This is a genomic window from Patulibacter brassicae, from assembly GCF_033949425.1.
Classification (GTDB): domain Bacteria; phylum Actinomycetota; class Thermoleophilia; order Solirubrobacterales; family Solirubrobacteraceae; genus Patulibacter; species Patulibacter brassicae.
In genome coordinates this window covers 177130-201749 of sequence record NZ_JAXAVX010000001.1, presented here as the reverse complement: position 1 = coordinate 201749, position 24620 = coordinate 177130, and the positions used below count along the sequence as shown (strand labels likewise).

The 24620-nt window shown below is 75.7% G+C and carries 25 protein-coding genes; 10 read left to right on the top strand and 15 right to left on the bottom strand.

The genetic code is table 11. The features are described from left to right. Positions 1 to 87 precede the first annotated feature (87 nt). The 5 genes from SK069_RS00945 to SK069_RS00925 all read right to left on the bottom strand — a co-directional run bounded on the left by SK069_RS00945 (position 88) and on the right by SK069_RS00925 (position 3896). Complete coding sequence (locus SK069_RS00945) at positions 88 to 867, bottom strand: DUF1932 domain-containing protein (RefSeq protein WP_319952298.1); 780 nt, start codon at positions 865 to 867, stop codon at positions 88 to 90. A 232-nt stretch (positions 868 to 1099) separates the two neighbouring features. Continuing rightward, positions 1100 to 1813 (bottom strand): hypothetical protein, encoded by a 714-nt coding sequence (locus SK069_RS00940; protein ID WP_319952297.1) that lies wholly within the window; start codon positions 1811 to 1813, stop codon positions 1100 to 1102. A 43-nt stretch (positions 1814 to 1856) separates the two neighbouring features. Beyond that, entirely contained in the window at positions 1857 to 3002 is a 1146-nt protein-coding gene (locus SK069_RS00935) for an RNA polymerase sigma factor (protein WP_319952296.1), read from the bottom strand. Further along, entirely contained in the window at positions 2999 to 3406 is a 408-nt protein-coding gene (locus SK069_RS00930; RefSeq protein ID WP_319952295.1) for a YciI family protein, read from the bottom strand. Before SK069_RS00930 ends, SK069_RS00935 begins: the two co-directional genes overlap by 4 nt. Before the next feature lie 109 nt (positions 3407 to 3515). Beyond that, positions 3516 to 3896, bottom strand: coding sequence for a cupin domain-containing protein (locus SK069_RS00925; protein ID WP_319952294.1), 381 nt, complete (start codon positions 3894 to 3896; stop codon positions 3516 to 3518). A gap of 175 nt (positions 3897 to 4071) precedes the next feature. On the opposite strand from SK069_RS00925, the gene SK069_RS00920 reads away from it, so the two are divergent. After that, positions 4072 to 5571 (top strand): FAD-dependent monooxygenase, encoded by a 1500-nt coding sequence (locus SK069_RS00920; RefSeq protein WP_319952293.1) that lies wholly within the window; start codon positions 4072 to 4074, stop codon positions 5569 to 5571. Between the two features lie 85 nt (positions 5572 to 5656). Here the strand turns inward: SK069_RS00920 and SK069_RS00915 are convergent, their stop codons facing one another. Continuing rightward, positions 5657 to 6454 (bottom strand): MBL fold metallo-hydrolase, encoded by a 798-nt coding sequence (locus tag SK069_RS00915; protein WP_319952292.1) that lies wholly within the window; start codon positions 6452 to 6454, stop codon positions 5657 to 5659. Between the two features lie 76 nt (positions 6455 to 6530). Here SK069_RS00915 and SK069_RS00910 point away from each other — a divergent pair, with 76 nt between their 5' ends. From SK069_RS00910 to SK069_RS00895, 4 genes are all read left to right on the top strand, one after another. Beyond that, on the top strand, positions 6531 to 7154 hold the full coding sequence (locus tag SK069_RS00910; protein WP_319953086.1) for a TetR/AcrR family transcriptional regulator: 624 nt from the start codon (positions 6531 to 6533) through the stop codon (positions 7152 to 7154). Between the two features lie 214 nt (positions 7155 to 7368). Beyond that, positions 7369 to 8553 carry an oxygenase MpaB family protein gene (locus SK069_RS00905; protein WP_319952291.1) on the top strand — a complete coding sequence of 395 codons (1185 nt, stop codon included), beginning with the start codon at positions 7369 to 7371 and terminating at the stop codon, positions 8551 to 8553. 71 nt (positions 8554 to 8624) lie between these two features. Beyond that, positions 8625 to 10436 carry a hypothetical protein gene (locus SK069_RS00900; protein ID WP_319952290.1) on the top strand — a complete coding sequence of 604 codons (1812 nt, stop codon included), beginning with the start codon at positions 8625 to 8627 and terminating at the stop codon, positions 10434 to 10436. 55 nt (positions 10437 to 10491) lie between these two features. Continuing rightward, positions 10492 to 12327, top strand: a complete 1836-nt coding sequence (locus SK069_RS00895; RefSeq protein WP_319952289.1) for a carboxyl transferase domain-containing protein — start codon at positions 10492 to 10494, stop codon at positions 12325 to 12327. A 34-nt stretch (positions 12328 to 12361) separates the two neighbouring features. Here the strand turns inward: SK069_RS00895 and SK069_RS00890 are convergent, their stop codons facing one another. After that, positions 12362 to 13387 (bottom strand): hypothetical protein, encoded by a 1026-nt coding sequence (locus tag SK069_RS00890; protein ID WP_319952288.1) that lies wholly within the window; start codon positions 13385 to 13387, stop codon positions 12362 to 12364. A 195-nt stretch (positions 13388 to 13582) separates the two neighbouring features. Here SK069_RS00890 and SK069_RS00885 point away from each other — a divergent pair, with 195 nt between their 5' ends. Then, a complete protein-coding gene (locus tag SK069_RS00885) occupies positions 13583 to 14212 on the top strand; it encodes a GNAT family N-acetyltransferase (RefSeq protein WP_319952287.1) in 630 nt (209 codons plus the stop codon). Here the strand turns inward: SK069_RS00885 and SK069_RS00880 are convergent. The 3 genes from SK069_RS00880 to SK069_RS00870 all read right to left on the bottom strand — a co-directional run bounded on the left by SK069_RS00880 (position 14193) and on the right by SK069_RS00870 (position 17023). After that, a complete protein-coding gene (locus SK069_RS00880) occupies positions 14193 to 14600 on the bottom strand; it encodes a TIGR03618 family F420-dependent PPOX class oxidoreductase (RefSeq protein WP_319952286.1) in 408 nt (135 codons plus the stop codon). The two genes, SK069_RS00885 and SK069_RS00880, sit on opposite strands and share 20 nt — an antisense overlap. A gap of 63 nt (positions 14601 to 14663) precedes the next feature. Then, positions 14664 to 15515, bottom strand: coding sequence for a siderophore-interacting protein (locus SK069_RS00875; protein ID WP_319952285.1), 852 nt, complete (start codon positions 15513 to 15515; stop codon positions 14664 to 14666). A 65-nt stretch (positions 15516 to 15580) separates the two neighbouring features. Continuing rightward, on the bottom strand, positions 15581 to 17023 hold the full coding sequence (locus SK069_RS00870) for an NAD(P)/FAD-dependent oxidoreductase (RefSeq protein WP_319952284.1): 1443 nt from the start codon (positions 17021 to 17023) through the stop codon (positions 15581 to 15583). 105 nt (positions 17024 to 17128) lie between these two features. Between SK069_RS00870 and SK069_RS00865 the strand changes: the two genes are divergently transcribed. Continuing rightward, the gene (locus SK069_RS00865; protein ID WP_319952283.1) at positions 17129 to 17848 is read left to right on the top strand and encodes a TetR/AcrR family transcriptional regulator; all 720 of its coding nucleotides are present in this window, start codon (positions 17129 to 17131) and stop codon (positions 17846 to 17848) included. Next, positions 17845 to 18366 (top strand): GNAT family N-acetyltransferase, encoded by a 522-nt coding sequence (locus SK069_RS00860; protein ID WP_319952282.1) that lies wholly within the window; start codon positions 17845 to 17847, stop codon positions 18364 to 18366. Before SK069_RS00865 ends, SK069_RS00860 begins: the two co-directional genes overlap by 4 nt. Here SK069_RS00860 and SK069_RS00855 read toward each other — a convergent pair. After that, a complete protein-coding gene (locus tag SK069_RS00855; protein WP_406628233.1) occupies positions 18363 to 19535 on the bottom strand; it encodes an APC family permease in 1173 nt (390 codons plus the stop codon). The two genes, SK069_RS00860 and SK069_RS00855, sit on opposite strands and share 4 nt — an antisense overlap. A 125-nt stretch (positions 19536 to 19660) precedes the next feature. Then, positions 19661 to 20851 carry a phosphotransferase gene (locus tag SK069_RS00850; protein WP_319952280.1) on the bottom strand — a complete coding sequence of 397 codons (1191 nt, stop codon included), beginning with the start codon at positions 20849 to 20851 and terminating at the stop codon, positions 19661 to 19663. Between the two features lie 159 nt (positions 20852 to 21010). Between SK069_RS00850 and SK069_RS00845 the strand changes: the two genes are divergently transcribed. Continuing rightward, positions 21011 to 21382, top strand: a complete 372-nt coding sequence (locus SK069_RS00845) for a hypothetical protein (protein ID WP_319952279.1) — start codon at positions 21011 to 21013, stop codon at positions 21380 to 21382. A gap of 32 nt (positions 21383 to 21414) precedes the next feature. On the opposite strand, the gene ligD is transcribed toward SK069_RS00845, so the two are convergent. Both ligD and SK069_RS00835 read right to left on the bottom strand, forming a co-directional pair. Next, complete coding sequence (gene ligD, locus SK069_RS00840) at positions 21415 to 22368, bottom strand: non-homologous end-joining DNA ligase (protein ID WP_319952278.1); 954 nt, start codon at positions 22366 to 22368, stop codon at positions 21415 to 21417. An 85-nt stretch (positions 22369 to 22453) separates the two neighbouring features. Continuing rightward, positions 22454 to 22921 (bottom strand): group III truncated hemoglobin, encoded by a 468-nt coding sequence (locus SK069_RS00835; protein WP_319952277.1) that lies wholly within the window; start codon positions 22919 to 22921, stop codon positions 22454 to 22456. A 20-nt stretch (positions 22922 to 22941) separates the two neighbouring features. Between SK069_RS00835 and SK069_RS00830 the strand changes: the two genes are divergently transcribed. Continuing rightward, positions 22942 to 23754, top strand: a complete 813-nt coding sequence (locus SK069_RS00830; protein WP_319952276.1) for an alpha/beta fold hydrolase — start codon at positions 22942 to 22944, stop codon at positions 23752 to 23754. Positions 23755 to 23771: 17 nt separating this feature from the next. On the opposite strand, the gene SK069_RS00825 is transcribed toward SK069_RS00830, so the two are convergent. Then, entirely contained in the window at positions 23772 to 24599 is an 828-nt protein-coding gene (locus SK069_RS00825; protein ID WP_319952275.1) for an SDR family oxidoreductase, read from the bottom strand. Between the last annotated feature and the right edge of the window lie 21 nt (positions 24600 to 24620).

Sequence of the window (24620 nt, the reverse complement as noted above, 5' to 3'; positions counted from 1 at the left end):
GGTCCGCGCCGGACGCGCGGTGATGACGACGCCCGACGCGCGTCGCCCTTCCGCGACCGAGAGTCGGAACGCCCCACCGGGCGGCGGTCAGGCTGGGTCGCGGTGCTGCGGCCGCGAGCGGTACGTCGATGCCGCTGCCTCGTGGAATCCGGGGGAGAGGCCGACGTCGCCGAAGGTCGCGGCGATCTCGTCCATCTCGCCGGCCCATCGCCAGCCCTTCTCGGCGGCGTCCCGCTGCGCGGCCTCGAGCTGCGCGGCGAGGCGCGGACGGGAGATCGCCCACTCGTGGGAGAGCGCATCACCGACGCCGAGTCGATCTGCCGCGTCCGCCGTGGCGAGCAACAGCGCGGCGCTGCCCTTCGACCAGGCCGCGAACGCCATCTTGAGCGCCGATGCCGCGTAGGGACCACCGTCGTCGAGCACGCGCACGTCGACCGCGGTCCCGGTGAACAGCGCCTGGAAGTCCGGCGCTGCGGAGCCGGAGAGGTAGAGGCGCGTCGTCCCGCTGTCGGTCGGCGGCGGCCCGACGATCCCGCCGTCCGCGGTCCGGCCGCCGACCGCGTGGGCGATCGCGGCGGCCGTCGCAGGCGAGACGGCGTTGGCGTCGAGGAAGGGTCCCGCGAACCCCGACGCCGACCGTGCCGTCTCCACGGCAGCGTGCGGCGGGCAGACCGAGATGACCAGCTCGCTGCGTCGAAGCAGCTCGTCGATGCTCCCAACGTCGAGCAACCCGGCGCGCGTCGCGCGCGCTGCGGTCGATCCCGAGCGTCCGCGACTCGCCCACAGGACCTGATGCCCACGACCGACCAGCTGCGCGCCGAGCGCGGCGCCCATCGCGCCGGGGTGCAGCAATCCGACACGAGCCATGACGACACTCGTATCACGGGGCGCCAGGGCTGGGAACCTCTCTCCTCTGTGCTCGATAATCGATCTTATGACGACCTGGGAGGGAAGCGCGGTCGATCCGCTCGTCGCGCGAGACACTCGGCCGTGGCTCAGCTCGCGAGCGGTCTCGGCCCACGTCGGCCACGTCGGCGTGCCGCTCCCGCGACCGTGCTCGAACGCCGCGGTGACCCTGCTACCGCTCGGCCGGTCGGTGTCAGTGGCTCCCCTCGCCGCTCCGTAGCTGGAGCGGCGGGGCCGGCAACCGCCGCACGAGCGACGGATCGCACGCTCTCAGACCAGGCAACCACAACCATCGCGGGACGGCGGCACCGTCGAGCCAGGCGACGTGGCGCGACAACGCCCGCCGGCTGGTGGTGCGGTCGAGCCGCCGGGCGACGAGCACATCCACGAGCGGGCCCAGGACGACGGCGAGGAACAGGATGGTCACGGCCAGCACGAGCAACGAGCGCGTGCTCGGATTCGCCGACACCAAGGCGACGAGGGCAATCGCCAGCGTGATCGGTTGTTCCCGGGCCATCGCCAGCCGCCCGGTCCGCACGAAGGCCGGCGTCACCAGCCCCGACTCGGAGGCTCGTCGCCGGACGATCTGCGCGCGACCCTCGGCGGTGAGGCCGAACCGCTGCACCGCCCGCGGGTCGCGCGGCTCGAGGAGCTGCCGCCGCAGCGCGTAGTGCCACCACTCCCACAGCGTGTCGTCCGTGACCGGGCATCCGAGGAGGTCGCGATCGGCGACGTGGTCGCGGAGCTCGCGGAACGTCAGCGCTCCGGCGTCCTCGAGCTCCTCCCCGAGGGCGACGTCCAGCGCCCGAAGCCGATACCGGCGTTTCGGCACGTCGCTGCGCGCGTCGGCCTCCCGCACGAGCTCGGCGTCGTCCTCAGGGCTGTCTCGGCGGTCTCCATCGCTCATGCGCGACGACGGTAGAGCGCCTCCCGGCGGGCCCTCGGACCGATCAGCCGCGTTCCTGGGCGTTGAGGCGCGCGGCCTGCCGCGTCAGGTGATCACGCTCGGGCAGCGTCGTCGCCGCGCCGGCGGCGGCGACGTACAGCCGCGCCGCGGTCGCGGGGTCGCCCGCACGCTCGTGCAGGTACGCCGCCACGGCGGCGTAGCGCGGCAGGTTCGGGTCGAGCTCGGCGAGGGCTGCCAGTCCGGCGCGCGCGCCGTCCGCCTCCCCGAGCGCGACGGCGCGGTTCAGGCGCGCCACCGGGTTGTCGGTCAGCCGGACGAGCTCGTCGTACCACTCGACGATCTGGACCCAGTCGGTCTCCTCGTGCGAGCGCGCGTCGGCGTGCAGCGCGGCGATCGCCGCCTGGGCCTGGAACTCGCCGAGGCGATCGCGCGCCAGCGCCGCCTGCAGGATCGCGACGCCCTCGGCGATCAGCCGCGTGTCCCAGCGGGCGCGGTCCTGCTCGGCGAGCGGGATCAGGGCGCCGTCGTCGTCGGTCCGCGCCGGGCGCCGCGCGTGATGCAGCAGCATCAGGGCGAGCAGACCGGCGACCTCCTCGTGCGGCACGCCGGCCGCGAGCTGCCGCGTCAGGCGGATCGCCTCGGCGGCGAGGTCGACGTCGCCCGAGTAGCCCTCGTTGAACACGAGGTACAGCACGCGCAGGACCGTCGCGACGTCGCCCGGCTCGTCGAGGCGGACGTCGGCGATCGTCCGCTTCGCGCGGCTGATCCGCTGAGCCATCGTCGCCTCGGGCACGAGGTACGCCTGCGCGATCTGGCGCGTCGTCAGGCCGCCGACGGCCCGCAGCGTCAGCGCGACGGCCGACGCCGGCGTGAGCGACGGGTGCGCGCAGAGGAAGTAGAGCTGCAGCGTGTCGTCCTCCTCGGGTCCGGGCTCCGGCCGCGGCTCGGCGTCGACGAGCTCCTCTCGGCGGCGCCGGGCGTCGTCGGCGCGCACGCCGTCGACGAAGCGTCGCCAGGCGACGGTCACGAGCCACCCCTTCGGATCGCGCGGCTCCTCCCTCGGCCACGTCCGCAGCGCCTCGACGGCCGCGTCCTGCACGGCGTCCTCGGCCGTCGCGAAGGACGCTCCACGACGGACGAGGACCCCGATGACGGCGGGCACGAGCTCCCGCAGCAGCGCCTCGCTCATTCGGTGGCGGTCGCCTGCACGCCGTAGAACGGACGGATCTCGAGCCACTCGTGGATCGGCTCGCCGTTGGCGCCCGGCGCCGCGGACAGCTCGCCGGCGAGCTCGAGGGCGCGGTCGTAGCTCTCGACGTCGATGACCATCCAGCCGGCGATGAGGTCCTTCGTCTCCGCGAACGGCCCGTCGGTGACCGGCGGGCGACCCTCGCCGTCGTAGCGCACGAACGTGCCCTCCGGCGACAGCGCCTGGTGGTCGACGTACTCGCCGGTGCCCTCGAGCCGCTTGGCGAAGTCGCGCATGTACTGCAGGTGGGCGGTGACCTCGTCCGGTGCCCAACGGTCCATCGGCACGTCGTTCACCGCCGCCGGTGCGCCGCGGTAGTGCTTCAGCAGCAGGTACTTCGCCATGGTGATCTCCTTCGGACGACGCGGCCCTCGTGGCCCCGTTCTGCTCCTGGGACGGAGTCGCATCTCGGTTCTCGACATCGGATCGCGCGATCCGTCGCCCCGCTCGTGCTCAGTCCCAGAAGTCGGCGTCGCGCTCCGTGTCGCCGCCGGGCGGCCGCCGCCCGGCGATGCAGATGAGGTCCAGGCCCTCCGGGCCGGCGGCGAACGAGCGCCAGACCTGCGGCGGCACCCGCACGACGTCCCACGTCTCGAGCGGGACCAGCTCGTCGTCGAGCTTCGCCGTTCCCCCGCCGCCGACCACGACGTAGAGCTCCTCCTGCTCGCCGTGCCGGTGCCCGAACGGCATCCGCGCTCCCGGGTCGTAGCTGAACCGGCTGACCCCGAGCTCCGGCGAGCGCAGCGCGTCGCGCGCCATCTTCCACTGCATCGGCGCGTCGGCCGGGCTGACGTCGCGCAGGCGATCGAAGCTCGTCTTGCGCCACGCGCTCATGCGCGGGCCCCGGCGGTGAGATGACGCACGAGGTCACCCTAGTCGGCCGCCGCGGCCGGGCCGGGAGGCCTCCCGCCACATCCAAGGTATACCGCAGAAATCCGTCTCATGAGGTCGCGGAACCTCCCCCATACTCGCTCGCCGCAACCCCACGGACGGACGAGGGAGCAGGCAGATGGTGAACGTGACGAAGGGCGCCTCCGGGCGCGGCGCGGCGGCGGGCGAGCACGCGATGGTGATCGCCGGGGCCGGCCCGACCGGCGTGATGCTCGCCGCCGAGCTCGCGCTGGCCGGCGTCGACGCGGTGGTCGTCGAGCGACGGACCGCCGACGAGCACCTGGGCTCGCGCTCGGGCGGACTGCTCGCGCGGACGATCGAGATCCTCGATCAGCGGGGGATCGCCGAGCGGGTGCTCGCGGCCGGCTCCCCCGTGCAGGTCCACTCCTACGGCACCACGACCCTCGACCTCGCGGGCTTCCCGACCCGCCACCCGTACGCGCTCGCCCTCTGGCAGAACCGGTTCGAGGAGCTGCTCGGCACGTGGGCGGACGAGCTCGGCGTGCGGGTGCTCCGCGGGCGCGCGATCGCCGCCATCGCGCAGGACGCCGACGGCGTGACGATCGACCTCGACGACGGCGCCCGGCTCCGGGCGGCGTACCTCGTCGGCTGCGACGGCGGGCGCAGCCTCGTGCGCAAGGCCGCCGGGATCGGCTTCCCCGGCTGGGACGCGGCGACGAGCTACCTGCTCGCCGAGGTCGCCTTCGACGAGGAGCCGGAGGTCGGGCTGCGACGCGACGCGCGCGGGGTCTACGCGATCGGTCCCGCGGAGGACGGGCACCGCGTCGTGGCGCGCGAGGACGTCGTCGAGGCGGGCGACGCCCCGACGCTCGAGGAGCTGCGCGACGCGCTGCGGCGGCTGTGGGGCCGGGACTTCGGCCTGCGCCAGGCCTCGTCGCTCTCGCGCTTCCGCGACACGACCCGGCTCGCGTCGACGTACCGGTCCGGTCGCGTGCTGCTCGCGGGCGATGCGGCGCACATCCATGCCCCGATGGGTGGACAGGGGCTGCAGCTCGGCCTCCAGGACGCGGTGAACCTCGGCTGGAAGCTCGCGCAGGTCCTCGACGGGGTCTCGCCGACGTCGCTCCTGGACACCTACGACGCCGAGCGGCGGCCCGTCGCCGCCCGCGCGCAGCGCCACACGATGGCGCTCACGGCCCTCGCCCGCGGCGACGACCGGACCGCTGCGCTGCGCGAGGTCGTCGACGAGCTGCTCGAGCTGGACGAGGCCCGGACGCGGCTCGCCGGCGCGCTCTCGGGCCTCGACGTCCACTACGACCTCGGCGACGGCCACCCGCTGCTCGGCCGGCGCGTGCCGGACCTCGATCTCGCCACCGACGACGGTCCCCGCCGGACGTCCGAGCTGCTGCACGACGCGCGCCCGCTGCTCCTGGATCTCGGCCGCGGTGCGCCGCTGGACGCCGCCGACGTGCCCGAGCGGGTGCGCGTCGTCCGGGCGCGCGCCGCCGGGCCGTGGGAGCTCCCGGTCCTCGGCGCGGTCGCCGCGCCCACCGGGCTGCTCGTCCGGCCCGACGGCTACGTCGCGTGGGTCGGCGGCGATGGGCGCGCGACGGGGCTGCCGGACGCGCTCGCGCGCTGGTGCGGAGCGCCGGCCTGAGCGGCGGGGAGGCGACCCGGGCCGCCCGTCCGGCGCCGTCGGCGGCTGGTCGGCCCCGCGCCGCGGGCGGGGGCGCGTCGCGTCCTCAGCCCGGCGTCGTGGCCGGGCGAGGCGCGACCGGGACCCGCTCGCCCGGCTGCGCGAACGCGATCGGGACGTCCGGGCAGGCGGCGCGCGCGATCGCGAGCTCCGCCGGCCCCCCGAGCGGCTCGAGGTAGTGGCAGAGCAGCGCCCGCCCGGGCTGCGCCGCGGCGACGATCGCGCCGGCCTCGCCCGGCGTCAGGTGGCCGGCGAGCGGCTCGGGGACGGTCGCCTCCAGCACGAGCAGCGCCGCGTCGCGGGCGAACGCCGGCAGCGCGTCGCTGGGACCGCAGTCGCCGCTCACGACGATCGTCGTGCCGTCGGCGACCTGCAGCCGGTACGCGTTGACCGTCAGCACGGCGCTGTGCGGCAGCGCGACGGCGGTGACCGCGACCGGTCCGACGCCGGTCGGCGGCAGGCCCGCCTGGAGCTCGGTCAGCGCGATCCAGTCCAGGACGTCGAGCGCGTCGAGCGCCTCCAGCGCGGTGCGCAACCGTGCGGCCTGGCCCTCGGGCACGACGACGGGCAGCGGCGCGCTGGCGCCGAGCTCGAAGCGCCGCATCCACACGAGCGGCACGAGGTCGGCCCAGTGGTCGAGGTGCAGGTGCGTCAGCAGGACGGCGTCGAGCCGATCGAGGGGCGCTTCCGCAGCGCGCAGCGCCTGCAGCGCGCCGTGCCCGAGGTCGACGAGCACCGTCCGGTCACCGGCGTCGAGCCGGTGGCAGCTCGTCGCGCGCGTCGCCGTCGGCCAGGCGCAGCTCGGGCCGACGCAGGTGTAGGTCAGGGCGGTGGTGCTCGTCACGGCGATCGGCGCGAACGCTAGTCCGCGGCCGTCGGCCGCGTGCGTCCGTGCGGTGACCGGCGGCTAGCATCGGCCCATCGCCGAGCCCGCCCTCCCCCGCCCGCGCCAGCCGCGCCTGCCGATCGAGGTCCGGCGGCAGCAGGTCCTCGACGCGGCGCTCGAGCTCATCGTCGAGGAGGGCTTCGGCGCCGTGACGATGGAGTCCGTCGCGCGGCGCGCCGACCTCGCGAAGACCGTCGTGTACAACGCCTACCGCAACCGCGACGCGCTGCTCGGGGCGCTGCTGGAGCGCGAGTCGACGCGCGCGCTGGAGATGTTCGCCGACGCGGTCCCGGCGGACGCCGACGCCGCCGACCCGCTCGATGCCCCGCTGCGCTGGGTCGAGGCCGTCACGCGCGCGATCACCGCGAACCCCACGCCGTGGCGGCTCATCCTCGTCCCGCCTGACGAGACGCCGCGCGAGCTGCGCGACGCCGTCGACGCCGGCCGCGCGCTCGTCCTGCAGCACGTGCGCGGCCTGCTCGCCCAGGTCGTGCAGGAGCGTCCGGCGCTCGGGCGGATCGACGCGGACCTCCTTCCCCGCGTGCTGCTCGCCGCCTGCGAGGAGGGCGCCCGGCTGCTCATCGCGCGGCCGGACGAGTACGACGGGGAGCGCGTGGTCCGGTTCGCGCGCGACCTGCTGACGACGCTCGTCGACTGATCGGTCGCGCCGCGCGGCGGCGCCGCGACGTGGACGCCGCTCGTCGTCGCGGCGGACCGCGCGCACGCGGCGGCGGCGGACCCTGCCGTCCCCAGATTCCCGGGCGTGCCGGCGATCCACGACGCCCCTAGCCAAGCTACGGTGCCGTATGTACGCTTGCGTACATATCCCGTCCGCGGCCTCCCCGTGGACGAGCCCCAGCCCAGGAGGAACCATGGCCATCGCCCCGGCACCCGCCCCGACCGACGACGCCCCCGCCCACGGGGTCCGCGGACGCTCCGCCGGTCCCGGCGCGCGTCCGACGGGCGCTCCGGCGGCGAAGCACGGCCTGCTCGGCCTGCTGCGCCGCGCGAGCCCGAAGCACCTCGAGCCGATGGAGGACTACGGCTGGTTCGGCCCGGACTCCGTCACCTGGCGCGTCTGGTCGTACCCCACGTCGGTGACGGTCGGCTTCAGCCGCTCGGTCGTCGTCGAGGAGCTCGACCCGTTCCTCATCGCGCCGGTGAAGGTCTCGAGCAAGATCTACCAGCAGGGACGGGTCCGCTACGACCGCACGCTGCGGTACTTCGCGACGTACCTCTTCGCCGACTCGCGGACGGTCGCGAAGGCGACGGAGATGCTCATGCGGATCCACGCGCGCGTCGCCGCCCCGGACCCGGTGACGGGCCTCGTCTCCGATCCGAACAACCCGGACCAGCAGCTCTGGATCCACCTCACCGCCTGGCACTCGATCCTCTACTGCTACGAGCGGTTCGGCCCGGGCCCGCTGTCGCCGGAGGACGAGGCGCGCTACTGGGCCGACTGCGCGACCGCCGCGAAGGCGCAGACGATCGACCCCGCCACGGTGCCGCGCTCCCGCGCGGAGGTGCGCGAGTACTTCGACCGGATGCGCCCGCGGATGGCGGCGTCCGAGGCGACGCAGGAGGCGATGGACCACCTCATGCGGGCCGAGGTGATCTACCCGGAGCTGCCGCTGGTCGTCAAGCCGCCCCTGGCGATCTTCGCGCGGCTCCTGCGCGCCGCGGTCATCTCGACGCTCCCGCGCTACCAGCGCGAGCTCGGCAACCTGCGCCAGCCCCGGATCGTCGACGCGTTGATCGGTCCGGTCATGCGGGCGCACTTCAAGCTCCTCGCGCGCTCGCCGCGGCTGCAGCTGCGGCTGCTCGGGGTCCTGTCCCCGTCGACGGTGCCGATCGCCGGCCCGGCGCTCGTGGGCCTGTCGCCGCGGACCGACGAGGTGGTCACGCCGGAGGAGACGTTCCGCCGGCACGAGGCCCCCACTCCGGCGGAGCTCTACGCCGAGCTGCGCCACGACCAGGACCGGATCGTCTTCCGGCCCTCGGCCCCGGTGCCGGCGGAGGTCGCCGCGCGCGCCGCCGTCGATCGCCACGCCCGCTGATCGGCCGACCGGCGCCCCTTTCCCGGGGCGCCGGTCCCGGATAGGGTCGGGCGGTGGTCGACCGTTCACCCGTGAAACCTCCACATCGGGCGCGGCTGATCGCGGCGCTCCCCGCCCTCGTCCTGGCGGCCGTGCTGGCGCTCGCGCCCGCCGCCGGCGCCGCCCCGTCGACGCCGCAGCAGCTGCTCGCCAAGGGGGACGAGCGGCCGGCCGAGTACAGCGCCCTGGGGTACACCTCGACGCTCGTCACGACCTCGGTCGTCAACGCGGTCTCCGCGCTCGCCACCCAGGCCACCGATCCGGACCGCTTCTTCCTCGCCGGCCTCTGTGCGACGGGCGTCTCGGCCTGCGCGGGCGACGTGCGACTGGACGGGTTCGAGGAGCGCGGTCGCGGCCTCTCGCGGCCGGTGCGGTTCACCGCGCGCAACGGCAGCACGATCTCCGCACACGTCTGGGCGACGAGCAGCGGCCCGGCGCGTCGGCCGCTCGTCGTGATCACGAGCGGCTCGATCCAGGCCCCCGAGCAGCCGTACTGGTGGGCAGCGCAGACGCTCGCGAAGGCCGGCTACGTCGTCGTGACCTCCGACCCCGCGGGCCAGGGGCAGTCCGACCTCCTCGGCGCCGGGGCCGATGCGCTGGAGGGCGTGCATCCCCAGGTGGCCGGCAACACGTTCTACGACGGCACGCAGGACGCGCTGGACTTCGCGCTCTCGTCCCCGTCGGCGCCGTACTGCCCGCGGCCCAGCCGGGGTGGGACCCGCCACTGCGACAAGCAGCAGGCCCGCGTCGACGGCGGGCGCGCGAGCGCCTTCAATCCGCTCTGGCGCCTCGTGGATCCCGACCGCGTCGGGCTCGCCGGGCACTCCTACGGCGCATCGGGCGTCTCCTGGGTCGGCCAGCAGGACCCGCGCGTGGACGCCGTCGTGGCGTGGGACCGCCTGTGCGACCCCTCCTCGGTGCCGGCCAGCTGCTCGCGGGGCGGGCAGGGCGGACCGGTGGCCCTGCGCGTGCCGGCGCTGAGCATCTCGGCCGACTCGTTCCTCGGCGTCGAGGTCCTGCAGGGCCCGCCGTCGGACCCGGCCGCGAAGGCCGCGCCCTCGCGGCGGTACTCCGCCGCCGGCATCGACACCGGGTCGATCGGCATCCGCGGCGGGACGCACTTCGAGTTCTCCTACATCCCGCTGCAGGCGTTCCGGGCCACCCGCCGGGGCATCGATCTCGCCGCGTGGTACACGCTCGCCTGGCTGGACAAGTACGTGAAGGGCGACCCCACCGCGGACCGCCGCCTGCTCTCGGACCGCTGGCGCCGCGACCGGATCGACGCGTCGCTGGACCCCTCCGGCGGCGGCAACCTGCTGAGCGACTGGTCGACGTCGCGCCTCGACGTGCGCCGCGCGGACGGCAGCCGCTTCCGCTGCGAGGACCTGCGCGCCGGGTGCGACGGGCAGGTGACCGACGACGGCCAGCGCGCCGACTGGGGCTTCCTGCCGATCGCGACGGCGAAGGACGGCACCCCGGCGATCGTCGGCGGGCAGGACGGGCCCGCGGCCGCGGCGCCCCCCGTCCCGGCCGCCGCGCCGCGGCTGCGCGTGCGGCTGCGGATCGGCGGGCGGCCGACGGACCGCGCCCGCCGCGTGCGCGTCATCGTCCGCAACGCCGGCTCCGCGGTGGCCGGACGCGTCGTGCTGCGCGCGGCGGCGGGCGCGCGCGGCCGGCTCTCCAGGACGCGCGTCGTCCTGGGGCGGGTGGCCCCCGGGCGGTCGCGCAGCGCGACGCTCGTCCTCCGGCGCCGCACCGGCACCCGCGGCCCGGTGACGGTCACCGCGCAGGCGTCGGGCGACGGTGCGCAGCGGACGGCGCGGCGCACGGTCGCCGTCCGGTGACGAGCCGGGCCGGCGGGGCTGCGATCGTTGCGGTCGTGCGACGGGAGCGACGGGCATGAGCGAGGGACGACTGCGGCTGGAGTCGCCCGTCGCCGGGACGGTGGTGCGGATCGGGGCGGCGCCCGGCGACCGCGTCGCCGCCGGTGCGGAGCTCGTCGTCGTGGAGTCGATGAAGACCGAGCTCGAGGTCGTCGCGCCCGTCGACGGGATCGTCCTCGCGGTGACGGTCGCCGTCGGCGAGGGGGTCGGCGCCGGCTCGGTCGTCGCCGAGCTGCGGGGCGTCGAGGGGGCGGGCGCGGCGGTCGCCGCCGACGCGGGTCCGGACCCCGACGCCGTGCGCCCCGACCTCGCCGAGGTGCACCGCCGCCACGCGCTCGTCCGCGACGACGCGCGCCCCGACGCGGTGCGGCGACGGCGCGCGCGCGGGCAGCGCACGGCGCGCGAGAACCTCGACGACCTCTGCGATCCCGGCACGCTCGTGGAGTACGGGCCGCTGGCGGTCGCCGCCCAGCTCACCCGCCGCCCGCTCGAGGAGCTCGTCGAGCGCACGCCGGCCGACGGCCTCGTCTGCGGCCTGGCGGAGGTCAACGGCGCGCGCGTCGGCGCCGACCGGGCCCGGACCGCGGTGCTCGCCTACGACGCGACGGTGCTCGCCGGCACCCAGGGCGCCACGAACCATCGCAAGAAGGACCGGATCCTCGAGGTCGCGCTGCGCAAGCGGCTGCCGGTCGTGCTCTTCGCCGAGGGTGGCGGGGGCCGACCCGGCGACGTGGACGTGCAGTCCGTCGCCGCGCTCGACGTCCCGGCCTTCGGGTTGCTGGCCCGCCTCAGCGGCACGGTGCCGCTCGTCGGGATCGCGTCGGGACGCTGCTTCGCCGGCAACGCCGCGCTGCTGGGCTGCTGCGACGTCGTCATCGCGACGGAGGACGCGACGATCGGCATGGGCGGACCGGCGATGATCGAGGGCGGCGGCCTGGGCAGCTACGCGCCCGAGGAGGTCGGCCCGATCGACGTGCAGACCGCCAACGGCGTCGTCGACGTGCGGGTCGCCGACGAGGCGGAGGCCACCGACGTCGCCCGGCGCTACCTCTCCTACTTCCAGGGCCCGGTCGCCGACTGGACCGCGCCGGACGGGCGCGCGCTGCGTCACGCCGTCCCGGAGCGGCGCACGCGCGCCTACGACGTCCACGCCGTCCTGGAGGCCCTGGCCGACGTCGGCAGCGTCCTGGAGCTGCGCGCCGGCTACGGCGCGTCGGTCGTCACCGCGCTCGTGCGGATCGAGGGCCGGCCGTACGGCCTGCTGGCGAACGACCCGCGCCACCTCGGCGGTGCCGTCGACAGCGTGGCCGCCGACAAGGCCGCGCGCTTCCTCGGCCTCTGCGACGCGCACGGCCTGCCGGTCGTCTCGCTCGTCGACACGCCGGGGTTCATGGTCGGGCCCGACGCCGAGCGCACCGGGAGCGTCCGTCGGATGAGCCGGATGTTCCTCGTCGGGGCGAACGTCTCGGTCCCGCTCTGCGCGATCGTCCTGCGCAAGGCGTACGGCCTCGGCGCGATGGCGATGTGCGGCGGCAGCACGCTCGCGCCGCTGGCGACCGTCGGCTGGCCGACGGCCGAGCTCGGGGCGATGGGCCTCGAGGGCGCCGTGAAGCTCGGCTTCCGCAAGGAGCTCGACGCGATCGAGGACCCGGACGAGCGACAGGCGCGGTTCGACGCGATGGTCGAGCTCGCCTACGAGCGCGGCAAGGGCGTGAGCGTCGCGACGATGTTCGAGCTCGACGACGTCATCGACCCGGTCGACACCCGGGCGTGGATCGCCGCGACGCTCGGCGACGTCGACGCCCGGCGCCCGGACGAGCCGCCCCGGCGGCCGAACGTCGACAGCTGGTGAGGACCGCGGCCGGGCGTCGCGGTCCCGGCCCGGATCAGTCCCGGATGTCGAAGTACCCGTCGCCGTTGAGCAGGAGGCCCTCGCCGGCGGGCTGCAGCGAGCCGTCGTCGTTGCGGTACTGGGCGACGGTCTCGACGCGCTCGCTGCCGTCCGCGAACGCGAGCCGCAGCGTCCCGTCGGCGCGCACCTCGTAGGTGCCCCGCCGGTTCGGCGGCACGGAGGCCCAGTCGACGACCGGGCCGCTGCCGGAGGCCACCGCGTCGCGGGCGAAGGTGCCGTCGGGCCGGAACGTCAGGTGCTCGGTGAAGTAGCTGCAGTAGAGCGGGCAGATCCCGGAGGAGTTCGAGTACGTGACGGTCGTGTCCCAGCGGGTGCCGGCGGGCGGGACGCCCCACTCGCGGTAGCGGTCGCCGTCCCACTCGATCCCTCGGCCCTCGAGCGTCGCCGGCTTGCCGTCGATCGTCAGCGCCTTGGACTTCGGGTCGTAGGCGTAGGGCTTGCACTGCTCGGACACCGCGGTGCAGGTCGGGAACGTCCCCTCGACGTCGTCGACCCAGACGAGGTCCTTGCCCGTGAAGTACAGGGTGTTCTGGACGATCCCGTTGAGGGTGTAGCGCGAGCCCCAGAAGTAGCGCCCGGCGAGCGTCGTCGGCTCGGGGGCCGTCGTCGTGCGGCCGAACGTGAGCTTCGTCGTCGCGGCGCTCTTGCCGGCGCGGCGGACCCGGACGGTCAGCTGGCCCGTCGTCGGGCCGCCCTTAGCACGGCGCAGGGTGATCCCGACCTTCACGGCCCGCCCGGCGCGCAGGGTCGCCAGCCGCCGGCTGCTGCGGCCCTTGGCGCCGGCGAGCGCGATCCGGACGCCCTTCCGCGTGGAGACCTGGAGGCGCAGGCTCCCCAGGCTGCCGCGGCTCGCGTTGCGGACGGTGATCGTCGATCGCTGGCCCTTCGACGAGAGCGCCTTCGTGATCGGGGTCGCCGTGACCTCGATCGGCGGTGAAGCCGCGGTCGCCGCTCCCGCGGCGGGGACGAGCGCGAGCGACAGGGCGACGGATGCGGCCACGGCGACGAGGCGTCCTTGGCCGACGGACGGGCGGGGCATTCGGGGGCTCCGGGGGATGGCGTTCGCGGCCTCCCTCGCCGCGGCTGGGGGCCGCTGCCGGCGCGGGGGGACGCTCGGTCGGGCTCGAACCTCCCACCGGTCCCCGGCGGTCACGCCGGGCGCGGACCCGCACCGGCCGCGTGCGAAGCTCCCCCGATGGTCGCGCTCGCTCTCGACTCGCTCACCTGGCCGCGACGCACGGCGCGCCTGGCGATCCGGCCGGCGACCCGGGAGGACCTGCGGCGCGTCTTCGCCTATCGCAGCCGAGAGGACGTGGCGCACTGGATGACGCACCGGCCGACCGACGAGGATGCGTTCGTGGAGGAGCACGGCACCCCGGAGCGCCTGCCGCTGACGCTCGTCGTCGAGCGCCGCTCCGACGGGCTGCTCGTCGGGGACCTCTACCTGCACGGCGAGGACGCGTGGGCGCAGCGCGAGGTCGCCGAGCGCGCCGCCGGCGTCCAGGCGGAGATCGGCTACGTGCTCGATCCCGAGCACGGTGGTCAGGGCTACGCGACGGAGGCGGTGACGGCGCTCGTGGAGCTCGCCCTCTCCCCCGTCCCCGACGGGCTCGGGCTGCGCCGGGTGCACGCCGAGCTCTTCGCCGACAACGGACCGTCGGCCCGGCTGCTGGAGCGGGTCGGGCTGCGGCTGGAGGGCCGCGGTCGCCAGGACTCCCTGCACCGCGACGGCCGCTGGCTCGACGGGGCGAGCTACGCGCTGCTCGCCGACGAGTGGGCCGCCCGCCCGGGCGCCGCGGCGCCGCTCAGGCGTCCCGGCGGGTGATCCGCTCGGGGGCGATCCGCAGGATCACGCGCACGTCGCCCTCCTGGTGCCAGGGATAGGTGTCCTGTCCGACGTACTTCTGCGCCATGCGGTCGATGTGCTCGAACGCGCCGTCCGTCGTCTCCTCGGCGAGCGTCCCACCGATGGACACGTAGTTCATCGGGTTCTGGCGGTCGACGACCGTGACCGTCACCGTCCCGCGCTCGCGGAGGTTCGTCGGCCACGCGCGCGAGCGCTCCGAGTTCAGCACGACGTGCTCGCCCTCGACGTCGACCCAGGTCGGGACGGCGAGGATGCCGCCGTCCTCGCGGACGGTCGAGATCACGGCGATGTTCGGGGCCTCGAGCAGCGCGCGGTCGGCGGGCTCGAGGGAGGAGTGGGCAGGCATGGGGTCCCTCCTACCCCATGGAGCCCCGGCCGGCAACCTCCGGCGACGGGACGCCGGCCGTCCTCAGGCCGCGTCGTCCTGCTCGACGAGCCGGACCCACTCGCGCTTCTCCGCGCGCCAGTCCTCGTCGACGCGCTGCCACTTCCAGTAGCCGGAGACGGAGTGCTCGGCGGGCACGGCGCCGCGCTCGTGGACCAGGTGGCGACGGACCTCGCGCACCGTCGTGGCCTCGCCGTGGACGAACGCGTGGAACGGGCCCTCGGGCAGCTCGAGCGCGCGGACCGCCGCGACGACGCGGTCGGGGTCGGGCTGCGCGCCGACGTGCAGCCACTGGACCTCGACGTCGGCGGCCGACGGCAGCGGCAGCTCGTCGTCGGCGTCCTCGACGGCGAGCACGACCCGGGCGACCGCGCCGGCGGGCAGGCGCTCGAGCGTCGCCGCGATCGCCGGGACGACGCACGGGTCGCCGACGAGCAGGTGGGACGCGGCGTCGTCGCGCGCCGTGTAGCCGCCTCCCGGTCCGAGGAGCTGGACGTGATCGCCCGGGGCGGCCTGCAGCGCCCAGGGCCCGGCGACGCCGTGCTCGCCGTGGACGACGACGTCCAGCGTGAGCCGCCGGCTCAGGGGGTCGTACGCCCGCACGGTGTAGGCGCGCGTCCGCGGCCACTGCTCGCGCGGGTACGTCGCGCGGATGGCCTCCGGATCGAACAGCGGGCCGTAGTCGGCGCCGGGCGCCGGCAGCAGGAGCTTCACGTAGTGATCGGTGTGCTCCCCGACCGGGAAGGCCTCGAGCGCCTCGCCCTCGAGGACGACGCGGAGCATCCGGGGGGTGAGTCGCTCGACCGACGCGACCCGCGCGGGGATCGGGCGACGACCCGGCTTCGTGGGCGGGGCGGTCGGCGAGGTCTCGGCCATGACGTGAACAGTAGGGAACCCGAACGCGCGACCCGTCGCCACGCGACCCGGGGCCCCCACCGGCGTCACGACGCCAGGACGACCGGTGCCGACGCGGCCGGGGCCGGCGGGCTGTCCGGCGGCGTCGGTCGCGCGGCGAGCTCCCGGCGGGCCGCCGCGCGGCGCCGCTCGAACGCCGCCTGCTCCCGCAGTCGCGCGACCTCGCGGCCGACGTCCCGCCGCAGCGTGCGCAGCACCGCGCGCCGTTCCTGCGCGTCGTCGGCGTCGCGCAGCGCGCGGACGACCCAGCGGACGAGGTTCGGCGCGTTGAAGATCGCGCCGGGCCGGCGCACGCGCGAGAAGACCTCGAGCATCTCGGTGGCGCCGCGCTCGCGCTCGGCGAGCCACCGGTAGGCGGCCAGCTCGATCGGCGACAGGTCGTCGTCGAGCCCGAGCCCGTTGGCCCACTGGTACATCGCCAGGCACTGCGCGTCGCGGTCGTCCTCCCACGCCCGCAGCGCCGCGTCGAGCGCCGCGGGTCCGGCGTCGATCGCGGGCGCGACGGCCTCGCCGAGCAGGCGGCCGAAGCGCAGGGCGTCGCGGATGCCCTGGGCGGTGACCGGGTCCTTGAAGTGCCCGGCGTCGCCGGCGAGCGCCCAGCCGGGACCGTGGCTGTGGCGGAAGTACGAGGGGTGCTTGAACGACAGCCGCACCTTCGACTCCCGCGTGCAGCCGTCCAGGCGCGCCGCGAGCTCCGGATAGCCCGCGACCGTCGCCTCGAACGTCCCGGACGGGTCCGCGCGGAACTCGTCGGCGCGCGACGTCGGCGACATGAGGAGGATCAGCGACTGGTCGCCGTCGCAGGGGAAGATCGTGGCGAGCTCGCGCCCCGATCGCCACTGGAGGGCCAGGTGCCGGCGGTCCTCGTGCGGATCGGCGTAGTACGCGAAGGCCATGAGGCGCCGGTTCTCCCACTCGTGGTGGGCGGTGGCCCCGACCATCCCCGCCACGGACGAGTGCCGGCCGTCGGCGCCGACGACCAGGCGCGCGCGGATGTCGCCCGTCGCGCCGTCGCGGTCGCGCCACCGGACGCCGGCGACCCGTCCGCCCTGCCACACGAGCTCGGTGACGCGGGTTCGCTCGCGGACCTCGGCCCCGGCCTCGCGGGCGGTCTCGACGAGGGCGAGATCCAGGCCCGGCCGCCGGACGCTCGAGCCGTAGGCGATGCCGCTCACCGGGGCGTACGGCCCGAGCACCCGGGCGTCGTCGCCGATGAGGCCGGCGATCGTGTGCTCCGGCGCGCCGAGCCGACGGACCCGCTCGAGGGCCCCCAGGCGCTCGAGCTCGGCGAAGGTGCTCGGCCAGAAGAGGTGCGTCGAGAGGGTGTCGGACGGGAAGGACGCCCCGTCCAGCGCGACGACCGAGACGCCCCGGCGGGCCAGGGCGATCGCCGCCGCGCTCCCGGCGCAGCGACTCCCGACGATGACGACGTCGACGTGCTCGACGCTCCCGGCGCGCTCCTCGCTCATGCGCCGATCGTCCCAGGTGCCAGCAATGAATGCAAGCCGGTTCACTGAATGAACCACGTTCAACTTCGCGAGCTCGGCGCGCCGCCTCGTCTACGATCGGGTCCCGTGGCCACGACGACCGACGCCGCCGAGCCGCCCCGCAACGCCCGCAACGAGCGCCGGCGGGCGCGGACCCGGCTCCAGATCCTCGACGCCGCGGAGGCGGTGTTCACCCGTGAGGGCTTCCACGGCGCCCGCGTCGAGGCGGTCGCGGAGGCCGCGGACCTCTCCGTGGGCACGCTCTACCTGCACTTCGGCGGCAAGCACGACATCCTGCTGGCGCTCGTGGACCGCTCCCTGGAGCTCTTCGAGGCCTACATGGAGCGGACGGCGGACCCCGCCTTCTCCCCGCTCCAGCGAGTCCTGGCCGGTGGCGACGCCTACCTGCGCTTCCACCTCGACCACCCGGGGCTCTTCGACCTGCTCGCCACCGGGATCCGGGCCGTCGACGGGACCGACGAGACGCTCGTGCGCAACGTCGCCGAGCGCGTCGACGCGCTGCTGCGGGCGTTCGCCGCGCAGATCGACGCCGCGATCGCGGCCGGCGAGGCCCGGCCGGTGGACGCCGTGGAGCTCACGCGATTCCTCTGGGGCGCGTGGAACGGCGTGATCGCGCTGCGTCACCAGATCCCGGGCCTGCGCCCGACGACCGCGGAGATCGAGGCGACGCTCGAGACCGGGCGCTGGATCCTCCGCGAGGGGCTGGCCGGTCCCGGCCTGCGCGGCGCCGACGGCGGCGTCGGCGATCGCCTGCCGCTGCCCCGGATCGCCGACCCGGCGCGATGAGCGTCCGGCACGCGACCGACGCGGACGTCCCGGCCGTCCGCGCGCTCGTGGACGCCGCGTACCGCGGGCACGCGAGCCGCGCCGGCTGGACGACCGAGGCCGACCTCCTCGACGGGCAGCGGACCGACGAGACGCTCGTGCGCGAGCTGCTCGTGGCCCCGGACAGCGCCGTCCTGCTGCTCGAGGAGGGCGGGGCGCTCCTGGCGTGCTGCCACGTCGAGCAGCGTCCCGGGGTGGGGTACGTCGGCATGGTCGCGGTCGCGCCGGGGCGCCAGGGCCGCGGCACCGGCCGTCGCCTGCTGGAGGCCGCCGAGCGGCAGCTCGTCGCGTGGGCCCTCCCGGCCGCGGAGATGACGGTCCTCGCCCAGCGCCCCGAGCTGCTCGCGTGGTACGCCCGCCGCGGGTACCTCCCGACCGGGGAGCGTCGCCCGTTCCCCTACGGCGACGAGCGCTACGGGCGGCCACGCCGCCCGGACCTCGAGCTGCTCGTCCTGCGCAAGCCCCTCGGAGGCGGCTAGCCCCGCGTCCGGGCCCGCGGACCGAGCACGAGCAGCCCCACGGCGATGACGCCCGCCCCCGCGAGGACCGAGCTCGTCGGCAGCGCGAGCGCGAGCACGACGCATCCGACGAGCCCGACCGCGGGGATCGCGCGCGGCAGCCGGCCCTCGTCGGGGCGCAGCCGCCAGGCGCTGGCGTTCGCGATCGCGTAGTAGGCCAGCACGCCGAAGGACGAGAACCCGATCGCGCCACGCAGGTCGACGGTGGCCACGAGCAGCACGACGATCGCCGCGATCGTCAGCTCGGCGTGACGCGGCACGCCCGTCGCCTCGTGCACGGTCGCCAAGGCGCGCGGCAGGTGGCCGTCCCGGGCCATCGCGAGCGTCGTGCGCGAGACGCCCAGCAGCAGCGCCAGCAGCGCGCCGAGCGCCCCGGCGGCCGCGCCCGCCCGGACGACCGGCTCCAGCCCCGGGGCGCCGGCGGCGTCGACGACGGAGACGAGGGGCGCGGGGCTCGCCGCGAGCCCGCTCGCCCCCAGCACCGCCAGGGCCGACGCGGCCACCAGCAGGTAGACCGCGAGCACGGCGCCGAGCGCGATCGGCACCGCCCGGACGATCGTGCGCTCCGGATCGCGGACCTCCTCGCCGAGGGTCGCGATCCGCGCGTAGCCGGCGAAGGCGAAGAACAGGAGCCCGGCCGCCTCGAGCGTCCCGCGGGCGTCGAGGTCGGACGCGATCGCGGGCGCCCGTCGCTCGCCGGACCCCAGCCACGCGGCCAGGACGACGGCCGCGAGCACGACGAGGACGATCGCCACGAGCCAGCGCGACACCCGTGCCGAGCGCTCGACGCCGGCGAGGCTCAGGGAGGCGAGCGCCAGGACCGCCAGCACGCCGCCCGCCTGCGGATGCGCCGGCCAGAGGTGGTGCCCGACGGTGATCCCCATCGCGGCGCACGACGCGGTCTTGCCGACGACGAACGCCCACCCGGCGGCGAGCCCCCAGAGCGGGCCGAGCCGCTCGCGCCCGTACACGTACGTCCCGCCGGACTGCGGGTGCCGCGCCGCGAGCCGGGCGGTGGAGAGCGCGTTGCAGACCGCGACCACCGCGGCCACCCCGAGGGCCACGAGCAGGGCCGAGCCCGCGGCGGCCGCCGCCGGCGCGAGGCCGGCGAAGATCCCGGCACCGAGCATCGCCCCGAGCCCCACGACGACCGCGTCGGTCGTGCCCAGCCGTCGTCGCAGCTCGTCGCGCACGGCGCAGGGATAGCGGATCGGAGCCGGCGCGCGGGCCGCGCTCGGCCCCGTTCACCGCAGGGTCACCGGAACGTCGCGAGCGACCCGAGGTCGTCGATCGCCGTCGCCGCTCGCCCGACGATCGTCGCCGCGACGTCCGGCGGGTGGGTCTCGGGCATCCACGACGGCGCGCCGAGCACGGTCCCCCAGCAGTACAGCGGGTAGAGCAGGCACTGGCGGTAGAGCCGCCACGCCCGCTCGAGCTCCGGCGGCTGGCCGCCCGCTCGGGCGAGGTGCTCGAGGTAGTGCTCGAGCAGCTCGCGCTCCCAGGCCCGCCGGTCGTCGACCGCCAGGGCGCTGACGAGCGCGTCGGCGACGTCGTAGGCCCACAGCCCGCGCATGACGACCTGCCAGTCGGTGAGGGCCATCCGCCCGTCGGCGGTGCGGTAGGCGTTGCCGACGTGCGGGTCGCCGTGCAGGAGGGTCGTCGGACCGGTCGCGTCGCTGCAGGTCGCCATCGAGCGCTGGAGCCCCTCCCAGAGGGCGGCGTCGCGCTCCGCGAAGCCGGACGGCGCCAGCGCACCGGCCCGCTCGATCCCGATGAGGCACTGCCGGCGCATGTTCAGGAAGACGCTCGTGTTGTGCAGGTGGTCGCTCGGGCGCTTCAGGGTCGAGTCCGTCACCGCGGGGAGCTGCCAGTACGCCCCGTGGTAGGCGGCCATCGTCTCCAGCAGCGACTCGATCATCGGCCGGTCGACGTCCGTCGTCGCGTGGCAGAACGACGCCCCACGGGTCGCGGCGATGTCCTCGATCAACACGGCCGAGGCCCAGGAGCGGCGGTCGTGGGCGCCGTGGTACCCGAGCGGGCACTCGAAGTCGGCCAGGGGCCGCAGGCGCGCGTAGAACTCCGGCTCCCCGTCGATGATGCGGATGAGCCCGAGGAACAGCCGCTGGCGGAGGTCGGGCGTGAGCTTCACGAAGAGCGCCGTCGGCAGCTCGTCGGCGGCGGGCCCCTCGTACGCGAGCCGCAGCGCCGCGCGGCTCGTCGTCTGGGTCGTGGCCGCGGTGGTGCTCACCGAGCGCACGCGGGTTCCGGCGTGCCGGGCGCAGAGGACGGCGGTGAGCCACTCCGGGGTGATCGCCGCGGCGTCGATCGGGACGTCGCTCGCGGTGCGCGCCACGGGTCGCCGGACCGTCTCCCGCGCCCGGGCGGCGAGCGTCGTGGTGGTCCGGCCGGCGGCCCGGCCGATCGCGAGCGGCAGCGTCTCCCTCATGTGGCCATCCTGCCCCACGCGAGCGCCGCGCGGGGACCGATTCGAACAGCATGTTCGGTCGAGCCGTCCAACGCCGGCGCTGCGAGTGCGACGAAGGTCACGCTCGGTCCGCGACCGGCGCCGCAGAGGGCGGTCCGCGACCGCGACAGCATGCGGGCCATGAAGAACACGCACATCACCCGCCTCGCGAGCTTCGGGCTCGCCGCCGCCGTCAGCCTCACGATCGCCGCCTGCGGCGGCAACGATGCCCAGGAAGCCGGCGAGAAGCTCCAGCAGCAGGGCACCGAGCTCCAGCAGCAGGGCGAGCAGCTGCGCAAGGACGCCCAGCAGGCCGCCGACGACGTCCGGTCAGGGAAGCGCTCCGCCGAGGACGTCTCGCAGGAGCTCCAGGACAAGAGCAAGGAGCTCTCGAACAAGGCCGTCGACGCGGCGTCGGAGGCCGTCGACAAGCTCGACGACTCCTACGACGTCCCGGACGAGGCGAAGAAGGCCCTCGAGGACGCGAAGAACCAGATCAACGCGACTCCGTGACCACGACGCGCCGGCCCCCGGGCCGGCGCGGGTCAGTCCTCCTCGGGCGGCGCCGCGGCCCCCTCGCGCTCGTCGCGGTCGGCCCACTCGAGCAGCGGCTCGATCGCGAACGGCGCGTCGTCGATGCCCGCGTGCAGGTCGCCGAGGCGCGCGAACCGGGCCGGGACGGTCGCGATCGTGAGCTCTCGCGGGTCGACGTCGGGGACCTCGTCCCAGGCGATCGGCGTCGAGACGGTCGCCGTCGGCACGCCGCGCACGGAGTAGGCGCTCGCGATCGTGTGATCGCGCGCGTTCTGGTTGTAGTCGACGAAGACCTTCGCCGGATCGCGGTCCTTGCGCCACCACGCCGTCGTGACGTCGTCGGGCGCGCGGCGCTCGACCTCGCGCGCGAACGCCAGCGCCGCGCGCCGGACCTCCGTGAACCCGTGGTCGGGACGGATCCGCACGTAGACGTGGATCCCCGAGCCGCCGGAGGTCTTCGGCCAGCCGACGGCCCCGAGCTCGGCGAGCAGCTCCTGCACGACGCCGGCCACCCGGCGGACCCGGTCGAACGCGCACTCCGGCATCGGGTCGAGGTCGATCCGCCACTCGTCGGGACGCTCGGTGTCCGCGCGGCGGGAGTTCCAGGGGTGGAACTCGACCGTCGACATCTGCACCGCCCAGACCACGCTGGCGGGCTCCGTGACGCAGAGCTCGTCGGCGGTGCGGTCGTAGCGCGGGAAGTGGACGCGGACCGTCTCCAGCCACTCCGGGGCGCCCGCGGGCACGCGCTTCTGGTGGACCTTCTTCTCCGCCACGCCCTTCGGGAAGCGGTGCAGCATGCACGGCCGGTCGCGCAGGGCGCGGACGATCCCGTCGGAGACCGCGAGGTAGTAGTCGACGAGATCGCGCTTCGTGTGACCCGTCTCGGGGAAGTACACCCGGTCGGGATTGCTGATCCGCACCGTGCGGTCGCCGACGGCGACCTCGATCGCCGGGGAGGCCATGACGCCACCCTACCCCCGCCCGCGGTCGCGGCCGCGCGGGCGACCCCGGCCCACGCGCCCGCGCGGCGGCCCCGCCGTCGGCGGCCTACGCGGGCGGATCCTGCACGGACGGCGGCCCGTGGCGCGTCACGGGCAGCGCACCGTCCTCGCGCGGGCGGATCGAGAGGAAGTCGGGCGGCAGGCCCTGGAGCCGACGGTGGAACGCGTAGGCGACGCGGTGGGCGTGGTCCTTGGCCTGCTCGGCGACGGGGCCCTCGAACAGCTCGTCGACGCTCTCGCGCCAGAGCGCGAGCCAGCGGTCGAAATGCCCGGCCTTCAGCTCGGCCTTGCGGTGCAGCTGCGCGTGCGGGTGGAACGCGCCGCCGCCGTAGCTCTTCGCACCGAGGAGGATCGTCTCCCAGAACGACGCGATCTGCGGCAGGTGCGCCTCGAGGTCGAGCTGGGCGACGTCGACGAAGAGCCAGCCGATGAACGGGTCGTGCAGCGCGCGGCCGTAGAAGCGCTCGACGAGCCGCTCGCAGTCCTGCCGGGTGGCGATGTCGTGACGCTCCACGTCCGCGATGATGCCGCACCATGGCGCCGTTGCCCGTCCCGCCGGAGTTCTCGGCCCTGCACCGCGGTGGCGACCCCGCCGGGGAGCCGCTCGTCCTGCTCCACGGGTTCACCGACACGTGGCGGACGTGGCAGCTCGTCCTGCCCGCCCTCGAGGCCCGGTACGCCGTGGTCGCGCCCACGCTGCCGGGGCACGCCGGGGGGCCGGCGCTGCCGGACGGGGTCGCGATCGACGCCCTGCTCGACGGGTTCGAGGCGTGGATGGACGACCAGGGTCTCGAGACCGCGCACCTCGTGGGCAACTCGCTCGGGGGATTCCTCGCGCTGGCGCTCGCCGCGCGCGGCCGGGCCCGCAGCGTCGTCGCGCTCGCGCCGGCGGGCGGCTGGGCGCCGGACGATCCGGCGGGGACCCGCGTCCTGGGCGAGTTCCGGATCACCCACCGGCTCGTCTCCGCGGCGCTGCCGTTCGTCGACCGCGTGCTCGCCACGCCCGAGGGCCGCCGGCGCGCGACCGAGCTCATCACCGTCGCCTACGAGCACCTGCCGGTCGACCTGCTCGTCCACCAGGTCCACGGCGTGGCGCGCTGCGCGGTGGAGCCGCTCGTCGCCGTCGCGCTGCGCGACGGGTGGCCGCTGGACCTCGCGGCCATCGACTGCCCGGTCCGGATCGCGTGGGGCACGGAGGACCGGCTGCTCGCCTGGCCGTCGGCCGCGGCCCGCTTCCGCGAGGGGCTGCCGACCGCGGACTGGGTCGTGCTGGACGACGTCGGGCACTGCCCGCAGCTCGACCGCCCCGCCGAGACGGCGCAGCTCGTCCTCGGCCACGTCGGCTGAGCCGCGCGCCGCGTCGGTCAGCCGCCGAGCGCCGCGCTCGTCACGGCGGCGGGCTCGTGACCGGTGAGCCGCCGCACGTCGTCGGTCACGGTCGCCAGCTCGCCCGCGGCGATCGCGGTGTACGTCGACACCCAGCCGTCGACGAGCCACGGCTCCGCCCCGTAGGACGCGCGCGACGCGTAGGCCTCCTCGAGCGTCTCGTCCACGAACCGCAGCGGCCGCTCCGACGTCGAGAGCCGCGTCGCGATCTCGTCGAGCGTCAGGGCCTCGGGCCCGGTGAGGTCGTACGCCCGCCCTTCGTGGCCCTCGCCGGTGAGCAGCGCGACGAGCGCGTCGGCGACGTCGTCGCGCAGGACCGGGGCGAGCCGGCCGTCGCCGGCGGGACCGCGGATCGCGCCGTCCTCGTCCGCGAGCTCGGGCAGCAGGTCGAGGTAGAGGCTCTGGCGCGACACCGTCCACGGGACCCCGGCGTCGCGCAGCAGCGCCTCCGTGTGGAAGTGGTCGCGGGCGTAGGTGAACGTCGCCTCGGGCGCGGCGCCGAGGAACGACAGGTAGACGATCCGCCCGACGCCGGCCGCCGCGGCGGCCTCGATCGCGGTCCGGTGCTCGGCCACGCGGTCCGGGGCCTCGTGCGCGGAGACGAGCAGCAGGACGTCCAGCCCGTCGCACCCGTCCCGCAGCCCGTCGCGATCGACGTAGCCGCCGAACGCGCGGATCTCGGCACCGTCGAGCGCCGGCGCCCGCGCCGGGTCGCGCACCAGGAGGCGCTGGGGCACGCCGCGCGCGGCGAGTCGTCGTGCCACCCGCCCGCCGATCGCCCCGGTCGCTCCCGTCACGCCGATCATGCGGTGCACCGTAGTGCCCGG